The following is a 19,902-nucleotide window of genomic DNA, read 5'->3' on the forward strand; positions in this document are numbered from 1 at the left end:
TGCCGTTCGGTTAGGCGTTCAGCGCGTAGCCAAATTGCTGCTTGAACTGCTCGTTGAACTCGTCAAAGGTGAAGCGCTGGTTCTGGGTGCCCGGGTGCTCGACCTTCAGCGCGCCCATCAGGTTGCCCATGCGGCCGATGGTCAGCCAGTCGTAGCCCTTCTGGATGCCGTAGATCAGGCCGGCGCGGAAGGCGTCGCCGCAGCCGGTCGGGTCGACCACGCGGCGCTCGTGCGCCGGCGGGATGTCGTAGCTCTTTTCCGGGGTGTGGATCACCGCGCCCTTCGGGCCGCGGGTGGTGATGTAGGCCTTCACCCGGCTGACGATCTCCTTCTCGTCCCAGCCGGTGCGTTCCTGCAGCAGGTTCGACTCGTAGTCGTTCACCACCACGTAGTCGGCCTGCTCGATGAACGCGCGCAGCTCCGGGCCGTTGAACAGCGGCATGGCCTGGCCCGGGTCGAAGATGAACGGGATGCCGTCTTCGTGGAATTCCTGCGCGTTCTGGATCATGCCCTCGCGGCCGTCCGGGCCGACCAGGCCCAGGGTCACGCCCGGCACGCCGCGCACGTGGTTTTCGTACGAACGCATCATCGCGCCCGGGTGGAAGGCGGTGATCTGGTTGTTGTCGTGGTCGGTGGTGATGAACGCCTGCGGGGTGAACAGCTCATCGATCACGCGCACGCGCGACAGGTCGATGCCCAGGCCTTCGAAGTATTCGCGGTAGGGGCCGAAATCCGAACCCACGGTGCCCATCGGGATCGGCTCGCCGCCCAGCAGGTGCAGGTTGTAGGCGATGTTGCCGGCGCAGCCGCCGAACTCGCGGCGCATGCGCGGGACCAGGAAGGACACGTTCAGGATGTGCACCTTGTCCGGCAGGATGTGATTCTTGAACTGGTCCGGGAACACCATGATGGTGTCGAAGGCAAGAGAACCACAGATCAGAGCGGACATCGATGTAAGCCTATGCGGTGAATTTTGGGGTGGGCCGGCCCGCTTCGGCGGGCAAGCAAACGGCGCCCATGGGCGCCCGACGGCGCAAAGGTTACCCGCTGGTGCCGCTCAGGGCCAGAACCGGGTGATGCCCGATCAGGCCGAAAGCCTGTGAAGACGCGGGTTCAGCTAGTTTTTTCCTTGCTCGGCGGCAGGCGGGTTGCTAGGCTTGTCGGCCTCGATTTCTGCCCATTTTTTCGCCATCCCGCGGCGGGCACGACACCCCTCAGGACTCCTTCCTCAGATGTTCAAGAAACTCCGTGGCATGTTCTCCAACGACCTGTCCATCGACCTGGGCACGGCCAACACCCTCATCTACGTGCGCGGGCAGGGGATCGTGCTGAACGAGCCGTCGGTCGTGGCCGTGCGCCAGGACCGCGCCATTGGTGGCACCCGCTCGGTGGCAGCCGTAGGCGCCGAAGCCAAGCAGATGCTGGGCCGTACCCCGGGCCACATCACCACCATCCGCCCGATGAAGGACGGCGTCATCGCCGACTTCACCTACACCGAGGCGATGCTCAAGCACTTCATCAAGAAGGTGCACAAGTCCCGCGTGCTGCGCCCCAGCCCGCGCGTGCTGGTCTGCGTGCCGGCCGGTTCCACCCAGGTCGAGCGCCGCGCCATCAAGGAATCGGCCGAGGAAGCCGGTGCCCGTGATGTGTTCCTGATCGAAGAGCCGATGGCCGCCGCGATCGGCGCCGGCATGCCGGTCACCGAAGCCCGCGGTTCGATGGTCATCGATATCGGCGGCGGCACCACCGAAGTGGCGGTGATCTCGCTGAACGGCATCGTCTATTCGGCCTCGGTGCGCATCGGCGGCGACCGCTTCGACGAGTCGATCACCAACTACGTGCGCCGCAACCACGGCATGCTGATCGGTGAAGCCACCGCCGAACGCATCAAGGTGGAGCTGGGCTGCGCCTACCCGCAGGCGGAAGTGATCGAGATGGAAATCTCCGGTCGCAACCTGGCCGAGGGCGTGCCGAAGATGATCAAGATCAGCTCCAACGAGGTGCTGGAAGCCCTGCACGAGCCGCTGTCGGGCATCGTCAGCGCGGTCAAGCTGGCGCTGGAACAGACCCCGCCGGAACTGTGCGCCGACGTGGCCGAGCGCGGCATCGTGCTGACCGGTGGTGGCGCCCTGCTGCGCGACCTGGACCGCCTGATTTCCGAGGAAACCGGCCTGCACGTGCAGGTGGCCGACGATCCGCTGACCTGCGTGGCCCGCGGTGGCGGTCGTGCGCTGGAGCTGGTGGACATGCACGGCAACGAGTTCTTTGCGCCGGAATAAGCCGTCCCGGCTGCTCCCGCCCGCAGCGCCCCTCCGGGGTGCGGCCTGCCCGCATGGGCCGGCCCGCACCGGCGGGGCGCCCGCATGTTTCCCTTCCGCCTTCTGCCAGTTGAATCGTTGACGTGCCGCCCTACGCCGGACCCCCCGTCGCCTCCCGTTCCGGTGATGCCGCCAGCCCGCTGCGGCTGCTGGCCTATCTGGCGCTGGCCATCACCCTGATCGTGCTGGATGACCAGGCCGGCTGGCTGGCGCGCCTGCGCGAACAGGCCAACAGCCTGGTGCAGCCGGTGTGGTCGCTGGCCGGCCTGCCCGGCAAGCTGGGCAGCCAGGTGAAGGACAGCGCGGCCAGCCATGGCCAGCTGGTGGCCGAGAACCGCGAACTGCGCAACCAGCTGCTGCTGGCCAATGCGCGCCTGACCCGCCTGCAGACCGCCGCACTGGACAACGCCCAGCTGCGCGAACTGCTGAACGTGGCCGAGCGCAGCGGGCTGGACGTGCAGCTGGCGCCGATCCTGGATATCGACCTGGACCCGGTGAAGCAGCGCCTGGTGCTCGATGCCGGCAGCCGCGAAGGCGTGCATGTGGGCCAGGCGGTGATCGACGCCGGTGGCCTGATGGGGCAGGTGATCAGCACCACCGGTGGCACCTCCACCGTGCTGCTGCTGACCGACCCCGACCATGCCGTGCCGGTCACCGTGGCCCGCAACGGCGTGCGGCTGATCGTCTATGGCCGTGGCGATACCCTGGAACTGCGTGACATTCCGCTCAGCGCGGGCGTGGAAGTGGGCGATGAGATCGTTACCTCCGGCCTGGGCGGGCGTTTCCCGGCCGGCTTCCCGGTCGGCACCATCACCGGCCTGCGCCCGGACGATACCCACGCCTTCCTGGTGGGCGAACTGAAGCCGGCAGCGCAGCTGGATCGCGGTCGCGACGTACTGCTCCTGCGCCCGGGTGCGGCGATCCGGATTCCGCAGGCGCTGCGGCAGAGCCTTCAGATGGGGGCTGCCGACGCTCCCGCCGGCAGCGAACCGCAGCCGGCAGGCAGCGCGCCGGCCGCGGCCACATCGGCCGCCCCGGGCGCCTCCGCTCCGGCACCTGCTCCGTCTTCGGCTCCGTCTGCACCGCCGCCGACGGCTCCGACTGCAGCAACGCCCACCGCGCCCACCACGCAGGAGCCCGCACGATGAGCCGCCTGCGCGACAACCCGTGGGTGCTGCCGGCCAGCCTGGTGGTGGCGCTGCTGCTGGGCCTGCTGCCGTTGCCGGCGCTGCTGCAGCCGCTGCGCCCGTACTGGCTGGCGCTGGTGCTGGCCTACTGGGTGATCGAAGCCCCCGAACGCGTGGGCCTGGGCATCGCCTTCGCCAGCGGCGTGGTGGCCGACCTGCTGTACGGCGGGGTGCTGGGCGAACAGGCCCTGCGCCTGGTCATGCTGGCCTTCATCCTGCAGCGCTTCCGCGCCCGCATCCGCTTCTTCCCGATGTCGCAGCAGATGCTGGCCATCGGCGGCCTGCTGTTCAACGACCGCATCGTCAGCGCGCTGGTCCACATCGTGGTGGACGAACCGACCCTGCCGTGGTCGTACTGGTGGGCACCGCTGCTGGGCATGGGCCTGTGGCCGCTGGTGTTCGTGCTGCTGGACGCGGTGCGCTTCGGCAAGCGTGGGCGCTGAGCCATGATTCCGCGCCGGCAGGTGAAGAACCCGCACGCTGAAGCCGAGCAGTTCCGCCGCCGCGCGGCGCTGGGCTTCCTGGGCGTGCTGGTCTGTCTGCTCGGCCTGGGTGGCTGGTACTTCAAGCTGCAGGTGCTGGACCACGACATCTACGCCACGCGTTCGGAAGCCAACCGCATCAAACCGCGGCCGGTGGTGCCCGGGCGCGGCATGATCTACGACCGCAATGGCCGCCTGCTGGCCGAGAACGTGCCGGCCTTCCGCCTGGACGTGACCCCGGACAAGGTGAAGGACATGGACGCCACCCTGGAAGGGCTGGCGAAGATCATCAGCATCAGCCCGGAAGAGCTGGAAGCGTTCAACAAATCGCGCAAGGCGCGCCGCAAGTTCCTGCCGGTCACCCTGAAGCTGCGCATGACCGACGAGGAAATGGCGCGGTTCGCAGTGGACCGCTGGCGTTTCCCCGGCGTGGAGCTGGAACCCTACCTGACCCGTCGCTACCCCTACGGCGACCTGTTCGCGCACATCATCGGCTACGTCGGCCGGGTGGACGACAAGGATCTGGAAATGCTGGGCGAGGGCAATGCGGCCCTGACCCATATCGGCAAGTCCGGCCTGGAGCGCTATTACGAGCACGAGCTGCGCGGCAAGGTCGGCTACGAGCAGGTGGAAACCAACGTGCAGGGGCGGGCCATCCGCACCATCGGCCGGGTGGCCGCGCAGTCCGGTGCCGATCTGCGCCTGTCCATCGATGCCGACCTGCAGCGCGCCATGGTCGCCGCCTTCGGCGAGCAGGAAGGCTCGGCCGTGGCGATGGACCCGCGCACCGGTGAAGTGCTGGCGATGGTCAGCCTGCCGTCGTACGACCCGAATCTGTTCGTCAACGGCATTTCCCATGCCGACTTCAAGGCGTTGAACGAGAACCCGTCGCGGCCGCAGTTCAACCGCCTGGTGCTGGGCGGCGTGGCCCCCGGTTCCACCCTGAAGCCGTTGATCGGCCTGGCCGGCCTGGATTCGGGCGTGCGCCGGCCGGAAGACAAGGTGCTGTCCACCGGCATGTTCTACCTGCCGGGCACCAGCCGCGGCTGGGGCGATTCGCACCGCGGCGGCCATGGCTGGACCGATCTGCGCAAGTCGATCGCGCAGTCGGTGAACACCTACTACTACAAGCTGGCCCTGGACCTGGGCATCGAGCGCTTCGACCATTACATGGAGTACTACGGCTTCGGCGCGCCGACCGGCATCGACCTGACCGGCGAGATCGGCGGCATCCTGCCGTCGCCGGCCTACAAGGCCAAGAGCCGCAAGGAGCGCTGGTACCCCGGTGATACGGTCAACATCAGCATCGGCCAGGGCGACTGGAAGGTCACCCCGCTGCAGCTGGCGCGCGGCGTCAGCGCGTTGGCCGACGGCCAGCTGCGCACCCCGCACCTGGTCATGCAGCAGCGCGCCGGCTTCGACCATGATTGGGTGACCACCGAAGCCGGGCCGAGCAAACCGGTCAGCCCCAATCCGAACAACGTGCAGGCCGTGCGCGAAGGCATGATGGCCACCATGCAGCCCGGCGGCAGCGCCGCGCGCATGGCCGCCGGCGCGCCGTACAGCATGGCCGGCAAGACCGGTACCGCGCAGGTGATCAGCCGCAAGGGCACCGCGGCGGTGAACCCCAAGAGCCTGCCCATGCACCTGCGCCACCGCGCGCTGTTCGTGGGCTTCGCGCCGGCCGAACAGCCGGTGATCGCCCTGGCCATTGCCGTGGAAGGCGGTGGCTACGGTGGCTCGGCCGCGGCGCCGATCGCGCGCAAGATCTTCGATGCCTGGCTGCTGGGCAAGATGCCCGAAGGCATGCAGCCGCTGGACAGCGAGCGTGGCACCACCGCCATCGGCACCACCGCGTTCGACAACGAAGACGTGAACGCGCGCCCGGCCGGCGATGCCGCCGCCGCGCTGCTGGCCGAACGGCCGGTGCTGGTGGGCGTGCCTGCACCCGCGCCTGCACCCGAGCCCGCGCCGGTGCCGCCTGCAGCGGCGGCCGCCGCCCCCAGCGCGCCGCGCCCCCCTGCCGCCGAGGCTTCGCGATGAGAGTGTTCCTGCGCTGGGCCGGCGACATGCTGCGCCGCTTCTTCAGCACCCTGGACTGGGTGCTGTGCCTGGCCCTGGGCGCCTTGATGGCCATTGGCCTGGCCACCTTGAAGAGCGCCGGTGGCGACATCCTGGTGATGGCGCAGGGCGCCCGCTTCATTGTCGGCCTGGCTGCGCTGTGGGCCATTTCGCGCGTGCCGATCCTGCGCATCCGCTCGGCCACCCCGATGATCTATGCGATCTCGATGATTCCGCTGCTGGCGGTGTTCGTGCTGGGTACCGGCAAGTACGGGCGGCAGTGGCTGGACCTGAAGTTCTTCTACCTGCAGCCGGCCGAACTGCTGAAGGTCAGCCTGCCGATGATGGTGGCCTGGTACCTGCACAAGATGCCGTTGCCGCCGCGCTTCAACACGGTGTTGATGGCACTGGTGATCATCGGCGTGCCTACCGGCCTGGTGATGCTGCAGCCCGACTTCGGCACCGGCGTGCTGATCGCCGCCAGTGGCGTGTTCGTGCTGCTGCTGGCCGGCCTGCCGTGGTGGTGGGTGGGGCTGGGCGTGGGCGGCGTGGCCGCGGTGGCGCCGGTGGCCTGGTTCTGGCTGCTGCGGCCGTACCAGAAGGACCGCATCATGATGTTCCTGGACCCGGAAATGGACGCCCTGGGCGCTGGCTGGAACATCATCCAGTCGAAGATCGCGATCGGTTCGGGCGGCTTCGACGGCAAGGGCTGGGGCGAGGGCTCGCAGTCGCACCTGAACTTCATTCCCGAACAGACCACCGACTTCGCGTTCTCGGTGCTGAGCGAAGAATTCGGCTGGATCGGCGTGGCCACCGTGCTGGCGCTGTACCTGGTGGTGATCGGGCGCTGCCTGTGGATCGCCAGCCAGTCGCGCGATTCCTATTCGCGCCTGCTGGCCGGGGCCACCGGCCTGGCCTTCTTCGTCTATGTGCTGGTGAACGGCGGCATGATTTCCGGCCTGCTGCCGGTGGTGGGCGTACCCATGCCGCTGATCAGCTACGGCGGCACGTCCGCCGTTTCGTTGCTGGCCGGCTTCGGCCTGGTCATGGCCGTGCGCAGCCACAACCCCGTGCACGGCGGCTACGGCTGACACCTTTGGGGGCGGATCGCTCTCTCCGGGGAACGGGATCTGACCCCGATGCATGATGCCGGCGCACGACTGCGCTTTGGCCCTCGTCGCGTAGCGTCAATGGTGCTCGACTACGCTTTGGCCCTCGTCGCGTGCCGACGATGGTGCTCGGCTACGCTTTGGCCTTCGTCGCGTGCCGACGCCGGTGCTCGACTGCGCTTTTGCCTTCGCCGCATACCGATGCCGGTGCTCGACCGCGCTTTGGCCCTCGTCGCGTACCGTCGATGGTGCTCGACTGCGCTTTTGCCTTCGTCGCATGCCGACGACGGTGCTCGACTACGCTTTTGCCTTCGTCGCATACCGACGACGGTGCTCGACTACGCTTTTGCCTTCGTCGCATACCGTCGATGGTGCTCGACTACGCTTTTGCCCTTGTAGAGTCGAGCTTGCTCGACTGCTTTTCGCGCAAAGCAGTCGAGCAAGCTCGACTCTACGAACAGCCAACAGCCAACAGCCAACAGCCCACAGCCCACAGCCAACAGCCAACAGCCAACAGCCAACAGCCAACAGCCAACAGCCAACAGCCAACAGCCAGTACGCGTTCCGCTCACGCCACGCGCAACTGCACATCCACGTATTCGGACAACCCCCGGCAGGCCAGCAGCAAGCCCTCGCGGGCGTCGTCTCCCAGTTGTTGGGCTTCGTCGCCGTCCACCCGCACGCGTTCGGCGGCATGCAGCAGTTCCAGCAGGAAGGTCAGGCCGCTGTTGGCGCGGTCGATGCGCGCCAGCGCCATGCGCTGCCCCGGCGTGTGCTGCCGCCCTTGCCAGGCCTGCCCATCGGCGGCGTCCACCTGACGAATGCGCCGCAGGGCGCCCAGCAGGGTAGTGCCGTCTTCGCTATTGGCCGCCTGGTGGGCGGTCAGTGTGGTTTCCAGGGCGCGGGCGATGTCGGCCGGAAGTTGATGGGCGGCGTCGCCCAGGGTGGCGAACAGGTACGGGTACGGCGAAAGCGTCATGGCAGGATCCTCGCGCGGCAGGCAGATCCGCCACCCCGCACGCAGGGCGAGGGTGGCAGGCGATGCGTGGTTGCAATACCGGGGACCAACGGCGAAGAACCGGCGGGCACAAGGCCCCCACGCACCGCCCGCCAGAGACGCACGGACGGATTGCCAGCCGGCGTCGCCCACACGGAAAAGACGACGCCGACTGGCAAGCGTAAACAACGCGTTGGTCCTACGGGATTGCAAGCCCGTGCCACCTGTTGTCGGTGGCCCCGCATGTTTCGCACGCCGCGCCCGCCGCACCAATGAGGAAAGTTTGAAAGTCGAATTCGTCAGAAGTCCGCAACGCGATGCGCCCGTAGCGGCGAAAGCGACACGACGCGCCGCGCGAAACCGCCGCCATTCCCCGGCGTTCGCCACCTGAATCTGCGCAAACCCGTTTCTGTAAGCGTTTGCGTAACCCCGCGTGAACGCCCACTCGCTGACGAAGTTCCAATAAAAGTGGGCGACCAATCACACTTTGACGCGGTGTTGATCTTGATCAATAGATTTGTCGCAATCGGCCTGCACAATGGCGGCCCGTTCGGCACGGCGCGCCATCACTGATGCAGCGCGAGGGGCGCCGGGCGGGAAAGCAGTACTGATCCAACGGGTACAGGGAGCGCGGAGCACTGCCACTGGGGAGCGGCAGCCGCGCAAGTACCGACCGGATCCGGTCGCCGGTTGCGTCTGCGGGGATGGGGACGCAACCGGCCACCTCTGTTTCTGAATGCGGCAGGTCACTCACACCGTTTTCACAAAAGCGTCTGCCTGCAGGCAAATCGTTGTGATTCATGGTGTTAGGGGTTTTAATTCATCCATGACCTGCTAACCTGCGGTGATGATTCGACGCACTCTGGCCTGCATGCTCACCCTCGGCCTGGTCGCCTGCGCGACCCAGCCGACGTCCCCACCGTCGTCTCCGCAGGCCAGCAGTTCGCCGCGCCACCCGGCCAGCAAGCCGCAGGGCCCGGCCGAAGCCGCGCCGGAAGCTGCCGCCAGCACCGCACCGCCGGTGGATCTGACCCCGGTACCGTTTGAAACCGCGCGCGCCAACTTCATTGCCGATACCGCCAAGCGCTACGGCCTGGCACCGCAGCAGATCAGCGCCGTGCTGGACCAGGCGCAGGTGCGCCAGCCCATCATTGCCGCCATGGCCCGCCCGGCCGAACGGGTGAAGCCGTGGAACGAATACCGGCCGATGTTCATCAGCAAGGCGCGCATCGACGGCGGCCGCGCTTTCCTGGCCGAACACCGTGCCGAACTGGACCGCGTGCAGCAGCGCACTGGCGTGCCGGCCGAAGTGATCGTGGCGATCATCGGCGTGGAAACCAGCTACGGCAAGAACGCCGGCAACCACCGCGTGCTGGATGCGCTGTACACCCTGGCGTTCTATTACCCGCGCAGTGGCGACCCGGCCAAGCTGGAACGCGAAGTGCGCCGCGAACTGTTCTTCCGCGATGAACTGGCCAAGCTGTTCGAACTGGGCCGCGAAGAAAAGCTGGACATCACCACGCTCAAGGGCAGCTACGCCGGGGCGATGGGCATGGGCCAGTTCATGCCGTCCAGCTATCTGGACTACGCCGTGGACGGCAACGGCGATGGCCGCCGTGACCTGTTCACCAGCTACGACGATGTGTTCTCGTCCATCGCCAACTACTTCGTGAAGAAGGGCGGCTGGGTGCGCGGCGGCCCCGTGGTCGTACCGGCCACGCTGGCGCCGGGCCGCGAGGAGTTCAACCCCACCGAGTGGATGCCCACCTGGTCGCTGGCCGACCTGGCGCAGCGCGGCTACCAGCCCAGCGCGCCGGTCCCGGCGGGCGCCACCGCAACGCCCATCACCCTGGAAGGCAGCACCGGCAAGCAGTACTGGCTGGGCTTCCAGAACTACTACGCCATTACCCGCTACAACCTTTCGAAGATGTACGCGATGGCCGTGCACCAGTTGTCGCAGGCCATTGCCGGACAGGAGCTGCCCCCGGCATGAACATCAGATGGCTGGTTCCCGCACTGGCAGTACTCGCACTGGCGGCGTGCAGCAGCGCGCCGAACAAGCCCAGCGCCGGCCACGGCGGCAAGGTGCCGGGCACGGTGGTGCAGGGCAAGGGCGGGCGCCCGGCGCACTGCCCGGACGGTTCGCCCTATGCGGCGGCCACCGAAGACCTGAGCACGCGTGGCAACTACACCGCCGGTGGCCTGTACAAGCCCGGGGTGAAGGACAGCACCCCCAGCTACGTGCCCAACGTGGCCTGCATTCCCGAGCCGGAAGTGACCGCGGTCGAACGCTCGACCATCGGCAACAAATCGCCGTATGTGGTGCTGGGCAAGTCGTACAAAGTGCTGGACGACACCCATGACTATGTCGAGCGCGGTACCGCGTCGTATTACGGCGCCAAGTTCCATGGCCGCCTGACCTCCAACCGCGAGGTCTACGACATGTATCAGTTCACCGCCGCACACAAGACGCTGCCGCTGCCCAGCTTCGCCCGCGTGACCAACCTGGACAACGGCGAATCGGTGATCGTGCGCGTCAACGATCGTGGTCCGTTCCACGATGGCCGCGTGGTGGACCTGAGCTATGCCGCCGCCGTGCGCCTGGGCATCACCCAGCGCGGCACCGGCAATGTGGAAGTGCGCGCGCTGCAGCCGGGCGAAGGCAACCTGCTGGCGCAGAAGCCGTCGCGCCGCGAGCGCCGTGCCGCCGAAGCCGCTGCCGCCACGGCGGTGGTCTCGGCACGCCCCACAGCAGCAGCGCGCAGCACGCCGGCCAGCGATATCGACCGCCTGGTGCAGCGCCTGCCTGCCGATGCCATGCCCGCACGTGGCCAGCCGGCCACCACCCAGGCTGCCAGCAGCACCCTGCCGGACGTGGCAGTGAGCGCGCTGCCGCCCAGCGCCCCGGCGCCGCGTGCACCGGTGGCCGTGGCCGCCGCCGCACCGCGCGCAGCTGCCGCCCCGGCACGCAGCACGCCGGCCCCCGCGCCCACGCTGTCGCAGCAGGTTGTGGGTGCGGTGATGGTGCAGGTGGCCAGCTTTTCCAGCCGCGACAACGCCACCCGTGCCATGGGCCAGTTGAACGCGGCCGGCATCGTCGGCGCCACCATCAGCGACATCGCCGCCGGCGGCCGCACCCTGTTCCGTCTGCGCGTACCCGCCACCGACCATGCCAGCGCCGCGGAACTTGTCGGCCGCATCGCCGGTCTGGGCCTGGGCGCACCGCAGATCGTCAAAGACTGATTCGACCGGGGCCGGTGCTGCCGGCCTCCGCCCCGTCGGCCTTACAATGGCCGCTTCGTACCACCCTCCATCCTGGCCGTCCCTGGAGCCTGCTGTCCCATGAATTTCCGTTCCGCCGCCACTGCCCTGGCCGCCACCCTGGTGGTCGGTCTGGCTTCCGCCCAGACCCCCCTGCCGACCCCGGCCACCCCGGCACCTGCCGCCGCCGCTGCGCCGGCCACCGTGGCCACGCCGCCGGCCCCGGTGCCGACTGTTTCCAAGGCGTGGGTCCTGATGGATTACGCCACCGGCCAGGTGCTGGCCGGCGAGAACGTGCACGAAGAACTGGCCCCGGCCAGCATCACCAAGGTCATGACCTCCTATGTCATCGCCGCCGAGGTCAAGAACGGCAAGGTGCGTGCGGATGACCAGGTGATGATGAGCGAGCGCGCCTGGCGCGAAGGCGGCGCGGGCACCGACGGCAGCTACAGCGGCTTCCCGGTGAACCAGACCGCGCGCCTGGAAGACATGGAAAAGGGCATGGCGATCCAGTCGGGCAACGACGCCGCCATCGCCCTGGCCGAACACGTGGCCGGCAGCGAAGAAGCCTTTGCTTCGCTGATGAACAGCTACGCCGCCAAGATCGGCATGAAGAACTCGCACTTCGTGAACGCCCACGGCCTGACCGCCGAAGGCCACCACAGCACCGCCTACGACCTGGCCCTGCTGGGCCGGGCGATGGTGCGCGATTACCCGGAAACCTACGCTTACAACAAGATCAAGGAATTCCAGGTCGGCAACATCAAGCAGCCCAACCGCAACCTGCTGTTGTGGCGCGATGGCAGCGTGGACGGCATCAAGACCGGCCACACCTCCGAAGCCGGCTACTGCCTGATGAGCTCGGCGCAGCGCGGCGACCAGCGCCTGATCGCGGTGGTGCTGGGTGGTTCGTCGGAAAAGCAGCGTGCCGATGACAGCCTGGCCCTGCTGAACTGGGGCTTCCGCTTCTTCGAAACCCACCGCCTGTACGAGCCGGGCAAGGCCGTGGCCGAGCACAAGGTCTGGAAGGGCACCACCGACAAGGTGCAGCTGGGCGTGGCCCAGCCGATGCTGGTGAGCGTGCCGCGCGGCCGCTACAACGACCTGAAGCCGAGCATCGACGTGCCCAAGACCCTGGAAGCACCGTTCACCGCTGGCCAGCAGATCGGCACCGTGAAGGTCACCCTGGACGGCAAGGTGGTGGCGGAAGCCCCGCTGGTGGCCGTGGCGGCTGTTGAACAGGCTGGCTTCTTCAAGCGCCTGTGGGACAGCTTCTGGATGTGGTGGGAATCGGAATGATCCACGCACCTGCGTGGTGAATGAAAAGGCCGGCGAAAGCCGGCCTTTTTCGTTTCTTGTAGAGTCGAGCCATGCTCGACTGATGGTGAATGCAGTCGAGCATGGCTCGACTCTACAACCCCGGTTACAGCGAGCGGCTGATGGTGAAGCTGCCGAACACCGGCGCTTCGCGCTGGCCGTCGAACTCGCGGGTGCTGTGGTAACGGGCCAGGGCGAACTTCCAGCGGCCCCTCATCACCGCCAGGCCGTAGCCGCCCAGCGCCACGAAGTTGCGCTTGTCCACGCTGTGGCTGTTGCGGAAGGTGTTGCCGTCCAGGGTGATATCGCGGATCACCCACGAGGCATCGGTGGTGGCGAACAGGTGCCACGACCAGCCGGCCGGGCGGCCGCCGCGGGTCGGCGCGGTGTTTTCGCCGGCCGGGCGCAGCGGGGTGCTGCCGAAGTCGTCGGGCAGCTTCCAGCCAAAGCGCACTTCGGCGCCGGCATTGGCGTGGGTGGCCAGGTTGCCGATCGCACCGCCGTAGTGGGTGATCGCATCCCAGCCCCAGCCGCCGGCATTTTCAGTGGCATCGCCCGGCCAGCGGCGCATGCGTTCGTGGGTCAGCATGAACACCGGTTCGTTGTGCAGCTGGTTGTCCCAACCCTGGAATTTCTCGTCGCCCAGCACCTCGTGCACGGCGTTCTGCACCTGCTTGCCCTGCGCCCACGGGCCCACCACGCCCACCGCCAGCTGGGTGGTCTGCAGGCGGTCGCCGCGGCGCGCGTTGTAGCCGAAGCTGGCGATCAGCACGCCCGCATAGGGGCGGTCGTCCTCGATCAGGTCCTTCCGGGTGAAATCGGTGGGGGTGAAGATGCCCTGGGCCAGGCTGAAGATCATGTTCTGCTGCTCGAACTCACCCGGGTGCAGCCGTTCCAGGTGCCGGTTCACCCAGCGCGCCATCTTCGGCAGGCAGGGGTCGTCCGTGTAGTCCACCAGATTGGGCGAGACCAGGGTGAGCTGGGCGCCGTTGGTGTAGCCCTGGTCCTGGTCCTTGCCGCCGAACAGGTCGTTGTCCACGCGGAAGTTCACCTGCGGCGGGTGGTCGCGCATGGCATCCGGGCCGCACTGTTCGGCGGCCTGGGCAGCAAGGGGGAGGGTGGCAGCGAGCAGACCCGACAGCCCGAGGGCTGCGAGGCGGTGTTGGGAAGGGGAGCTCATCGGGTGCGGGTTCTTTTGTCGTTTTATGCCGCGACACGGTACATCCAGGCAGCGGCCAAAACGACCACATGACGCTCACATGTCTGTTCCGAAAACAACGTTGTCCCACTGGCACAGCCATACGTGGCGGGGGCGCGGCGCAGGCGGGGTGTCGGCAGGGGGCGTGTGCCACGTGTGTCGTCATCGGCATTGGCAGTCAGCTGCGGTTGTGGCGTGCGGCGCAGGCGTGCCATACCTCCTGCGCCGGCGCCTGAGGGGGGCGTCGCAACGGATCCAGGTCCTGGACCCTTTCTCAAACCATGGAATGTGCTTCGCCCACAGCGAGGTGCTGGATGACTCAAATGAAAAAATCGAATTCGCTCCCCCCTGCGTTGGGCTGCGTGCTGCTGGGTGCTGCGCTGGTGGCGGTCAGTGCCCCGGCGTCGGCCGGCCTGCGCGACAGCTTCGCCAACAGCCGCACCTCTGCCCAGCAGCAGAGCAAGAAGGGCCAGGCCGAGATTCCGGTCTGCACCAAGCCGCTCGGTTCCATCTCGGTGATCGAATCGGAAGACGCGGTGAACTGGTGGACCGGCCAGCAGCTGCCGGCGCCTTCGAAGCTGATCAAGGTGTTCGTCAACAAGTCCAAGTGCTTCACCCTGGTCGACCGTGGCGTCGGCATGGCCGCGGCCCAGGCCGAGCGCGCGCTGGCCAGCCAAGGCCAGCTGCGCGGGCGTTCGAACATCGGCAAGGGCCAGATCCGGGCCGCCGATTACGTTCTGGTGCCGGACCTGATCTCGCAGAACAGCAACGCTGGCGGCAGTGCCATCGGTGGCCTGGTGGGCGGCCTGATCGGCGGCAAGGCCGGCTCTGTCGTAAGTGGCCTGAACTTCCGCAGGAAGACCGCCGATGTGACCCTGACCCTGACCGATGTGCGCTCCTCCGAGCAGGTTGCGGTCGTTGAAGGCAACTCCAAAAAAACCGACCTGGGCTGGGGCGCCGGTGGCGGCCTGTTCGGCGGTGGCGGCATTGGCGCGATGGGCGTGGGCGGCTACGCCAACACCGAAATCGGCCAGGTGATCACCCTGGCCTATCTGCAGGCCTACAGCACCATGGTGACCGAGCTGGGCGGCCTGCCGGCCAATGCCTCCGCTGCCAATGCCGGCCAGGCCGTGACCATGCTGAAGGCTGGCCGCCTGCTGGCCAACGCCAAGGGCACCGGTGCGGCGGTGCGCGCGCTGGAGCCGGGCATGCTGCTGTACCCCACCGGTGTGAAGGACGGCACCATGTGGGAAGTGGAAGACGAAATGGGCAACAAGGGCTGGGTCAATTCCACCCTGATGGAAACGGCCAAGTAGGCCGCTGGCGTGCCGGCATCGGGCCGGCACGCGTTGCCTGCCGGGGCCGGCCCGGCAGGCTGGCCCAGCAGCCTGGCTCAGGCCGGCACATTCGCCCCCTGCAACGCAGCGGCTCGCCGGTGCCGCTGTCGACTTTGATGAATACTCTTGGGTTTGTTGCCTTCCGGCCCGATAATGGGCCCATGGAAATCAAGTCCGACAACCCCGACCACGGCTTCCAGTTCCCCGGTCAGTTCGAGCTCAGTGCCATGGGCGCCGCCAACCGCGGCCTCGAGCACGAGCTTCCGCGCCTGTTGCAGGCCGCGGGCATCACCGTGGTGAACGAGCGCATCAGCTGGAAGCATTCGACCAACGGCAAGTATGTTTCGGTTCGCCTGGTGTTCCAGGCCGAGAACCGCGAACAGTACGACGTGGCCCATGAGGCGCTGCGTGGCCACCCGGAAGTGAAGTGGACGGTGTAGCCGCCAGCTGCCCGGCCGACGCCGCCCCCGAAAACCGCCCGGCGCGTCCGGCGGTGGTCCGTGACCTGGGCCGCCAGGCCTATGAACCGGTCTGGCGCGCCATGCAGCGCTTCACCGACCAGCGGACGGACGACGACGCCGACGAACTGTGGGTGGTCGAACACGATCCGGTGTTCACCCTGGGCCAGGCCGGCAAGGACGAACACGTGCTGGCCCCGGGCGATATTCCGGTGCTGCACGTGGACCGTGGCGGCCAGGTGACCTACCACGGCCCCGGCCAGATCGTGGTCTACCCGCTGCTGCGCCTGCCGCGGCTGGGCATCGGCGTGCGCGACTACGTGTGCCGTATCGAACAGGCCATCATCGACACCCTGGCCGACTGGAACATCGGCGCCGAGCGTCGTGAAGGCGCCCCCGGTGTGTACGTGGGTGGGGCCAAGATCGCCGCGCTGGGCATCCGCGTGCGCCGCGGCTGTACCTTCCACGGCCTGGCCTTCAACGTGTCCATGGATCTGGAACCCTTCCACCGCATCAACCCCTGCGGTTACCAGGGGCTGCAGGTGACCTCGGTGGTAGACTTGGGCGGCCCGTCCGGGATGGACGCCGTCAAGCCGGTGCTGCTGGACAACCTGGCCCGCCAGTTTGGCCTGCTGCTGCAGCCCACGCCCGAACTGCCCGATCTTTCTGCGGCCGCCTGACCGCCCCCCCGGAACTGCCATGACTGAGACCACCGCCCGCACCATTCCCCTGCAGATCGTGCAGGCCGACCTGCCGACCGCCGCACCGTTGCAGGTGGGCGTGAAGCAGATGGGCGGGGACAAGATCAACCGTTCGCCGGTGCAGTTCGCCGATGCCCCGGTGCTGCGCAAGCCGTCGTGGATCCGCGTGCGCATTCCTTCGGGCAATGCCGTGCAGAACCTGAAGGCCAAGCTGCGCGAGAACCGCCTGGTGACGGTGTGCGAGGAAGCCAGCTGCCCGAACATCCATGAATGCTTCGGCCACGGCACCGCCACCTTCATGATCCTGGGCGAAGTCTGCACCCGCCGCTGCTCGTTCTGCGACGTGGCCCACGGCCGCCCCAAGCCGCCCGATGCCAACGAACCGGCCAGCCTGGGCCAGACCGTGGCCGACATGGGCCTGAAGTACGTGGTGGTGACCAGCGTTGACCGCGATGACCTGCGCGACGGTGGTGCCCAGCACTTCGTCGACTGCATCACCGCCATCCGCGAGAAGTCGCCGGGCACCCGCATCGAAGTGCTGACCCCGGACTTCCGCGGCAAGGGCCGCATGGAGCGCGCGCTGGAAATCCTGGCGCAGAACCCGCCGGACGTGTTCAACCACAACATCGAAACCGTACCGGACCTGTACCGCAACGTGCGCCCCGGTGCCGATTACCAGTGGTCGCTGAACCTGCTGAAGAACTTCAAGGCGCAGCACCCGTCGGTGCCGACCAAGAGCGGCATCATGCTGGGCCTGGGCGAGGAATTCGAGCAGATCAAGGCCACCATGCGTGACCTGCGTGCCCACGATGTGGACATGATCACCATCGGCCAGTACCTGCAGCCGACCGCGCACCACCACCCGGTGCTGAAGTACTGGACCCCGGAAGACTACAAGGCGCTGGAAGACTACGGCTACGAACTGGGCTTCAGCCACGTGGCCTCCGGCCCGATGGTGCGCTCGTCGTACCACGCCGACGTGCAGGCCAAGGGCGCCGGCGTTTCCTGAGGGGGGCGAACCGCCCCGGTGGGTGCGAACCTTGGTTCGCACGCCTTTGACCCATCTGTCTTCTGCTGCACTCGCCGGGCATGGCCCGGCGCTACCCCCTGCATTCACAATTTGCTACACCGGCCCGGCTAGGCTGGTTTTCCACCGATCGTGGGCGGATGACAAATCCGGCAACTTTCGGCACTGTCGTGGTGTCTGAACACCGCGCAGTCTCCCCCTTGGCAAGCCGCCCTTGAGCACGTTCATGAAATTCAAAGCCCCTGCATTCCTGATGGCCCTGGCGCTGGTAGCGCCGCTGGCGCTGGCGGCCAAGACCGATTCGCCGGCCTTGCCGGCTGCGGCCACCGCCGACCAGGTGACCACCTCCAAGCTGGTCTACGGCTTGCTGTCCGACAGCCGCTACGCCTACCGGCCGCGCGCGCTGGACGAAGCCACCGCCAAGGACGTGTTCAAGCGGTACCTGGACACCCTGGACGGCGGCAAGCAGTACTTCACCCAGGCCGACGTGACCCGCTTCGCGCCGTTCGAGGCCAATATCGCCAATGCCATCCGTGGCGGCGAGATGGAACCGGCGTTCCAGGTGTTTGCCGTCTACAAGCAGCGCGTGGGCGAGCGCGTGGCCTACGCGCGCAAGCTGCTGAAGCAGGAGCCGGACTTCACCACTGACGAGCGCTTCGAGTACGACCGCAAGGACGTGCCGTGGGCCGCCAGCAGCGCTGAACTGGACGAGCTGTGGCGCAAGTCGGTGAAGAATGACTGGCTGCGCCTGAAGCTGGCCGGCAAGAAGTCCGACGACATCCGCAAGACGCTGGACAAGCGCTACGCCACGATGGAAAAGTCGGTGAACGAGCTGAAGGGCGAAGACGTCTTCCAGTTCTTCATGAACGCCTACACCAGCGCGGTCGATCCGCACACCGATTACTTCACCCCGCGCACGGCCGAGAACTTCAACCAGGCCATGTCGCTGTCGCTGGAAGGCATTGGCGCGCAGCTGCAGCGCCAGGACGACGTGGTGGTGATCCGCGAGATCATCGCCGGCGGCCCGGCCGCCGTGGACGGCACGCTGAAGCCGGGCGACCGCATCGTGGGCGTGGGCCAGGGCAAGTCGGGCACCATCGAAGATGTGATTGGCTGGCGCATCGACGACGTGGTGGCCAAGATTCGTGGCGCCAAGGACACCCAGGTCAAGCTGGAATTCATTCCGGCCGAAGAGGGCGCCGACGGCAAGCACCACACCCTGGTGCTGACCCGGCAGAAGGTGCGCCTGGCCGAACAGGCCGCCAAGGGCGAAACCATGACCATTCCGGGCAAGGACGGCGAGCCCGAGCGCAAGGTGGGCGTGATCAAGCTGCCGACCTTCTACCAGGACTTCGAAGGCCGCCGCCGCAACGCGACCGATTACGCTTCGGCTACCCGCGACGTGGCCAAGCTGCTGGCCGGCTTCAAGAACGACAAGCTGGACGGCGTGGTGCTGGACCTGCGCAACAACGGTGGCGGTTCGCTGGACGAAGCCATTGAACTGACCGGTCTGTTCATCGAACAGGGCCCGGTGGTGCAGGTGCGCGAATCCGGCGGCCGGGTGACCGTGAACAACGACCGCAACCAGGGCGTGGCCTGGGACGGCCCGCTGGCCGTGCTGATCAACCGCGGTTCGGCCTCGGCCTCGGAAATCTTCGCCGGCGCCATCCAGGATTACGGCCGTGGCCTGGTCATTGGTGAAACCACCTTCGGCAAGGGCACGGTGCAGAACATCGTGGATCTGGACCGTTGGCCGAGCGGTGAAACCCAGCGCTTCGGCCAGGTGAAGCTGACCATTGCCCAGTTCTTCCGCATCAGCGGCAGCAGCACCCAGCACAAGGGCGTGGTGCCCGACCTGGCCTTCCCGGCCAGCGTGGATGCCACCGAATTCGGCGAAAGCACCTACGACAACGCCTTGCCGTGGACCCGCATCGCCGCTGTGCCGCACACCCAGTACGGCAACTTCGCGCCGCTGCTGCCGAAGCTGGAAACCCGCCACGACACCCGTATCGCCACCGACAAGGAATTCCAGTGGTGGAACGAGGACGTGCAGCAGTTCCGCACCGAGGCAGAGAAGAAGTATGTGTCGCTGAACGAGGCCACCCGCCGTGCCGAGCGCGAGCGCCAGGACACCCAGCGCAAGGAGCGCCAGGTGATCCGCAAGGAACTGGGCCTGGCCCTGGACCCGCTGGCCGATGACAGCAGCGATGACGGCCTGACCGGCAACGAGCGCGACATCGTGAAGGATGCCGCCCGCGAGAAGGCCGCCGAGAAGCGTCCGGACCCGCTGCTGCGTGAATCGGCCGCGATCCTGGCCGATGCGGTGAACCTGCTGGAAACCGACCGCCCGCTGTCGGCGCAGGTGCTGCCGCAGTCCACCGGCGTGGGCCGCTGGGCCGACTGATCGCACCGCACCGTGATACCCGACGGGGCCGGCAATGCCGGCCCC

General features: G+C 67.4%; 16 protein-coding genes. 13 read left to right on the forward strand and 3 right to left on the reverse strand.

The window, feature by feature from the left end; translation table 11 throughout:
* Window positions 1-10 precede the first annotated feature (10 nt).
* The gene (locus G4G00_RS06625; protein WP_108750497.1) at window positions 11-949 is read right to left on the reverse strand and encodes a carbohydrate kinase family protein; all 939 of its coding nucleotides are present in this window, start codon (window positions 947-949) and stop codon (window positions 11-13) included.
* Between the two features lie 283 nt (window positions 950-1,232).
* Here G4G00_RS06625 and G4G00_RS06630 point away from each other — a divergent pair, with 283 nt between their 5' ends.
* The 5 genes from G4G00_RS06630 (at window position 1,233) to rodA (ending at window position 7,139) form a co-directional block, all read left to right on the forward strand.
* Window positions 1,233-2,279 carry a rod shape-determining protein gene (locus G4G00_RS06630; protein ID WP_005419402.1) on the forward strand — a complete coding sequence of 349 codons (1,047 nt, stop codon included), beginning with the start codon at window positions 1,233-1,235 and terminating at the stop codon, window positions 2,277-2,279.
* Window positions 2,280-2,401: 122 nt separating this feature from the next.
* On the forward strand, window positions 2,402-3,466 hold the full coding sequence (mreC, locus tag G4G00_RS06635) for a rod shape-determining protein MreC (RefSeq protein ID WP_108754185.1): 1,065 nt from the start codon (window positions 2,402-2,404) through the stop codon (window positions 3,464-3,466).
* Complete coding sequence (gene mreD / locus G4G00_RS06640) at window positions 3,463-3,948, forward strand: rod shape-determining protein MreD (protein ID WP_005419400.1); 486 nt, start codon at window positions 3,463-3,465, stop codon at window positions 3,946-3,948. The genes mreC and mreD overlap by 4 nt, the downstream gene beginning before the upstream one ends.
* Before the next feature lie 3 nt (window positions 3,949-3,951).
* Complete coding sequence (gene mrdA, locus G4G00_RS06645; RefSeq protein WP_164272024.1) at window positions 3,952-6,030, forward strand: penicillin-binding protein 2; 2,079 nt, start codon at window positions 3,952-3,954, stop codon at window positions 6,028-6,030.
* Window positions 6,027-7,139 carry a rod shape-determining protein RodA gene (rodA, locus tag G4G00_RS06650; RefSeq protein WP_164272027.1) on the forward strand — a complete coding sequence of 371 codons (1,113 nt, stop codon included), beginning with the start codon at window positions 6,027-6,029 and terminating at the stop codon, window positions 7,137-7,139. The genes mrdA and rodA overlap by 4 nt, the downstream gene beginning before the upstream one ends.
* 586 nt (window positions 7,140-7,725) lie before the next feature.
* Here the strand turns inward: rodA and G4G00_RS06655 are convergent.
* On the reverse strand, window positions 7,726-8,136 hold the full coding sequence (locus tag G4G00_RS06655; RefSeq protein WP_108754180.1) for a hypothetical protein: 411 nt from the start codon (window positions 8,134-8,136) through the stop codon (window positions 7,726-7,728).
* 865 nt (window positions 8,137-9,001) lie between these two features.
* Here G4G00_RS06655 and mltB point away from each other — a divergent pair.
* The 3 genes from mltB (at window position 9,002) to G4G00_RS06670 (ending at window position 12,714) form a co-directional block, all read left to right on the forward strand.
* Complete coding sequence (gene mltB, locus G4G00_RS06660) at window positions 9,002-10,147, forward strand: lytic murein transglycosylase B (RefSeq protein WP_108754179.1); 1,146 nt, start codon at window positions 9,002-9,004, stop codon at window positions 10,145-10,147.
* Window positions 10,144-11,397, forward strand: a complete 1,254-nt coding sequence (locus G4G00_RS06665; protein ID WP_164272030.1) for a septal ring lytic transglycosylase RlpA family protein — start codon at window positions 10,144-10,146, stop codon at window positions 11,395-11,397. Before mltB ends, G4G00_RS06665 begins: the two co-directional genes overlap by 4 nt.
* Window positions 11,398-11,496: 99 nt before the next feature.
* Window positions 11,497-12,714 carry a D-alanyl-D-alanine carboxypeptidase family protein gene (locus G4G00_RS06670; RefSeq protein WP_108754177.1) on the forward strand — a complete coding sequence of 406 codons (1,218 nt, stop codon included), beginning with the start codon at window positions 11,497-11,499 and terminating at the stop codon, window positions 12,712-12,714.
* 124 nt (window positions 12,715-12,838) lie between these two features.
* On the opposite strand, the gene G4G00_RS06675 is transcribed toward G4G00_RS06670, so the two are convergent.
* Complete coding sequence (locus G4G00_RS06675; protein ID WP_164272034.1) at window positions 12,839-13,912, reverse strand: lipid A deacylase LpxR family protein; 1,074 nt, start codon at window positions 13,910-13,912, stop codon at window positions 12,839-12,841.
* A gap of 341 nt (window positions 13,913-14,253) precedes the next feature.
* Between G4G00_RS06675 and G4G00_RS06680 the strand changes: the two genes are divergently transcribed.
* The 5 genes from G4G00_RS06680 to G4G00_RS06700 all read left to right on the forward strand — a co-directional run bounded on the left by G4G00_RS06680 (window position 14,254) and on the right by G4G00_RS06700 (window position 19,857).
* On the forward strand, window positions 14,254-15,246 hold the full coding sequence (locus tag G4G00_RS06680; RefSeq protein WP_108754175.1) for a CsgG/HfaB family protein: 993 nt from the start codon (window positions 14,254-14,256) through the stop codon (window positions 15,244-15,246).
* A 182-nt stretch (window positions 15,247-15,428) separates the two neighbouring features.
* On the forward strand, window positions 15,429-15,707 hold the full coding sequence (locus G4G00_RS06685; RefSeq protein ID WP_108750506.1) for a DUF493 family protein: 279 nt from the start codon (window positions 15,429-15,431) through the stop codon (window positions 15,705-15,707).
* A complete protein-coding gene (gene lipB / locus G4G00_RS06690) occupies window positions 15,695-16,405 on the forward strand; it encodes a lipoyl(octanoyl) transferase LipB (protein WP_108754174.1) in 711 nt (236 codons plus the stop codon). Before G4G00_RS06685 ends, lipB begins: the two co-directional genes overlap by 13 nt.
* Before the next feature lie 19 nt (window positions 16,406-16,424).
* Window positions 16,425-17,435, forward strand: a complete 1,011-nt coding sequence (gene lipA, locus G4G00_RS06695) for a lipoyl synthase (protein WP_108754173.1) — start codon at window positions 16,425-16,427, stop codon at window positions 17,433-17,435.
* A gap of 244 nt (window positions 17,436-17,679) precedes the next feature.
* Window positions 17,680-19,857 carry a carboxy terminal-processing peptidase gene (locus G4G00_RS06700; RefSeq protein ID WP_108757181.1) on the forward strand — a complete coding sequence of 726 codons (2,178 nt, stop codon included), beginning with the start codon at window positions 17,680-17,682 and terminating at the stop codon, window positions 19,855-19,857.
* The last annotated feature ends 45 nt before the right edge of the window (window positions 19,858-19,902 follow it).

The organism is Stenotrophomonas sp. B1-1 (genome assembly GCF_010894375.1).
Taxonomy (GTDB): Bacteria; Pseudomonadota; Gammaproteobacteria; order Xanthomonadales; family Xanthomonadaceae; genus Stenotrophomonas.

Coding starts and splice junctions, on each gene's coding strand:
- G4G00_RS06625 (WP_108750497.1), bottom strand. CDS start 949: ATGTCCGCTCTGATCTGTGGTTCTCTTGCCTTCGACACCATCATGGTG.
- G4G00_RS06630 (WP_005419402.1), top strand. CDS start 1,233: ATGTTCAAGAAACTCCGTGGCATGTTCTCCAACGACCTGTCCATCGAC.
- mreD (WP_005419400.1), top strand. CDS start 3,463: ATGAGCCGCCTGCGCGACAACCCGTGGGTGCTGCCGGCCAGCCTGGTG.
- mrdA (WP_164272024.1), top strand. CDS start 3,952: ATGATTCCGCGCCGGCAGGTGAAGAACCCGCACGCTGAAGCCGAGCAG.
- rodA (WP_164272027.1), top strand. CDS start 6,027: ATGAGAGTGTTCCTGCGCTGGGCCGGCGACATGCTGCGCCGCTTCTTC.
- G4G00_RS06655 (WP_108754180.1), bottom strand. CDS start 8,136: ATGACGCTTTCGCCGTACCCGTACCTGTTCGCCACCCTGGGCGACGCC.
- mltB (WP_108754179.1), top strand. CDS start 9,002: ATGATTCGACGCACTCTGGCCTGCATGCTCACCCTCGGCCTGGTCGCC.
- G4G00_RS06665 (WP_164272030.1), top strand. CDS start 10,144: ATGAACATCAGATGGCTGGTTCCCGCACTGGCAGTACTCGCACTGGCG.
- G4G00_RS06670 (WP_108754177.1), top strand. CDS start 11,497: ATGAATTTCCGTTCCGCCGCCACTGCCCTGGCCGCCACCCTGGTGGTC.
- G4G00_RS06675 (WP_164272034.1), bottom strand. CDS start 13,912: ATGAGCTCCCCTTCCCAACACCGCCTCGCAGCCCTCGGGCTGTCGGGT.
- G4G00_RS06680 (WP_108754175.1), top strand. CDS start 14,254: ATGAAAAAATCGAATTCGCTCCCCCCTGCGTTGGGCTGCGTGCTGCTG.
- G4G00_RS06685 (WP_108750506.1), top strand. CDS start 15,429: ATGGAAATCAAGTCCGACAACCCCGACCACGGCTTCCAGTTCCCCGGT.
- lipA (WP_108754173.1), top strand. CDS start 16,425: ATGACTGAGACCACCGCCCGCACCATTCCCCTGCAGATCGTGCAGGCC.
- G4G00_RS06700 (WP_108757181.1), top strand. CDS start 17,680: ATGAAATTCAAAGCCCCTGCATTCCTGATGGCCCTGGCGCTGGTAGCG.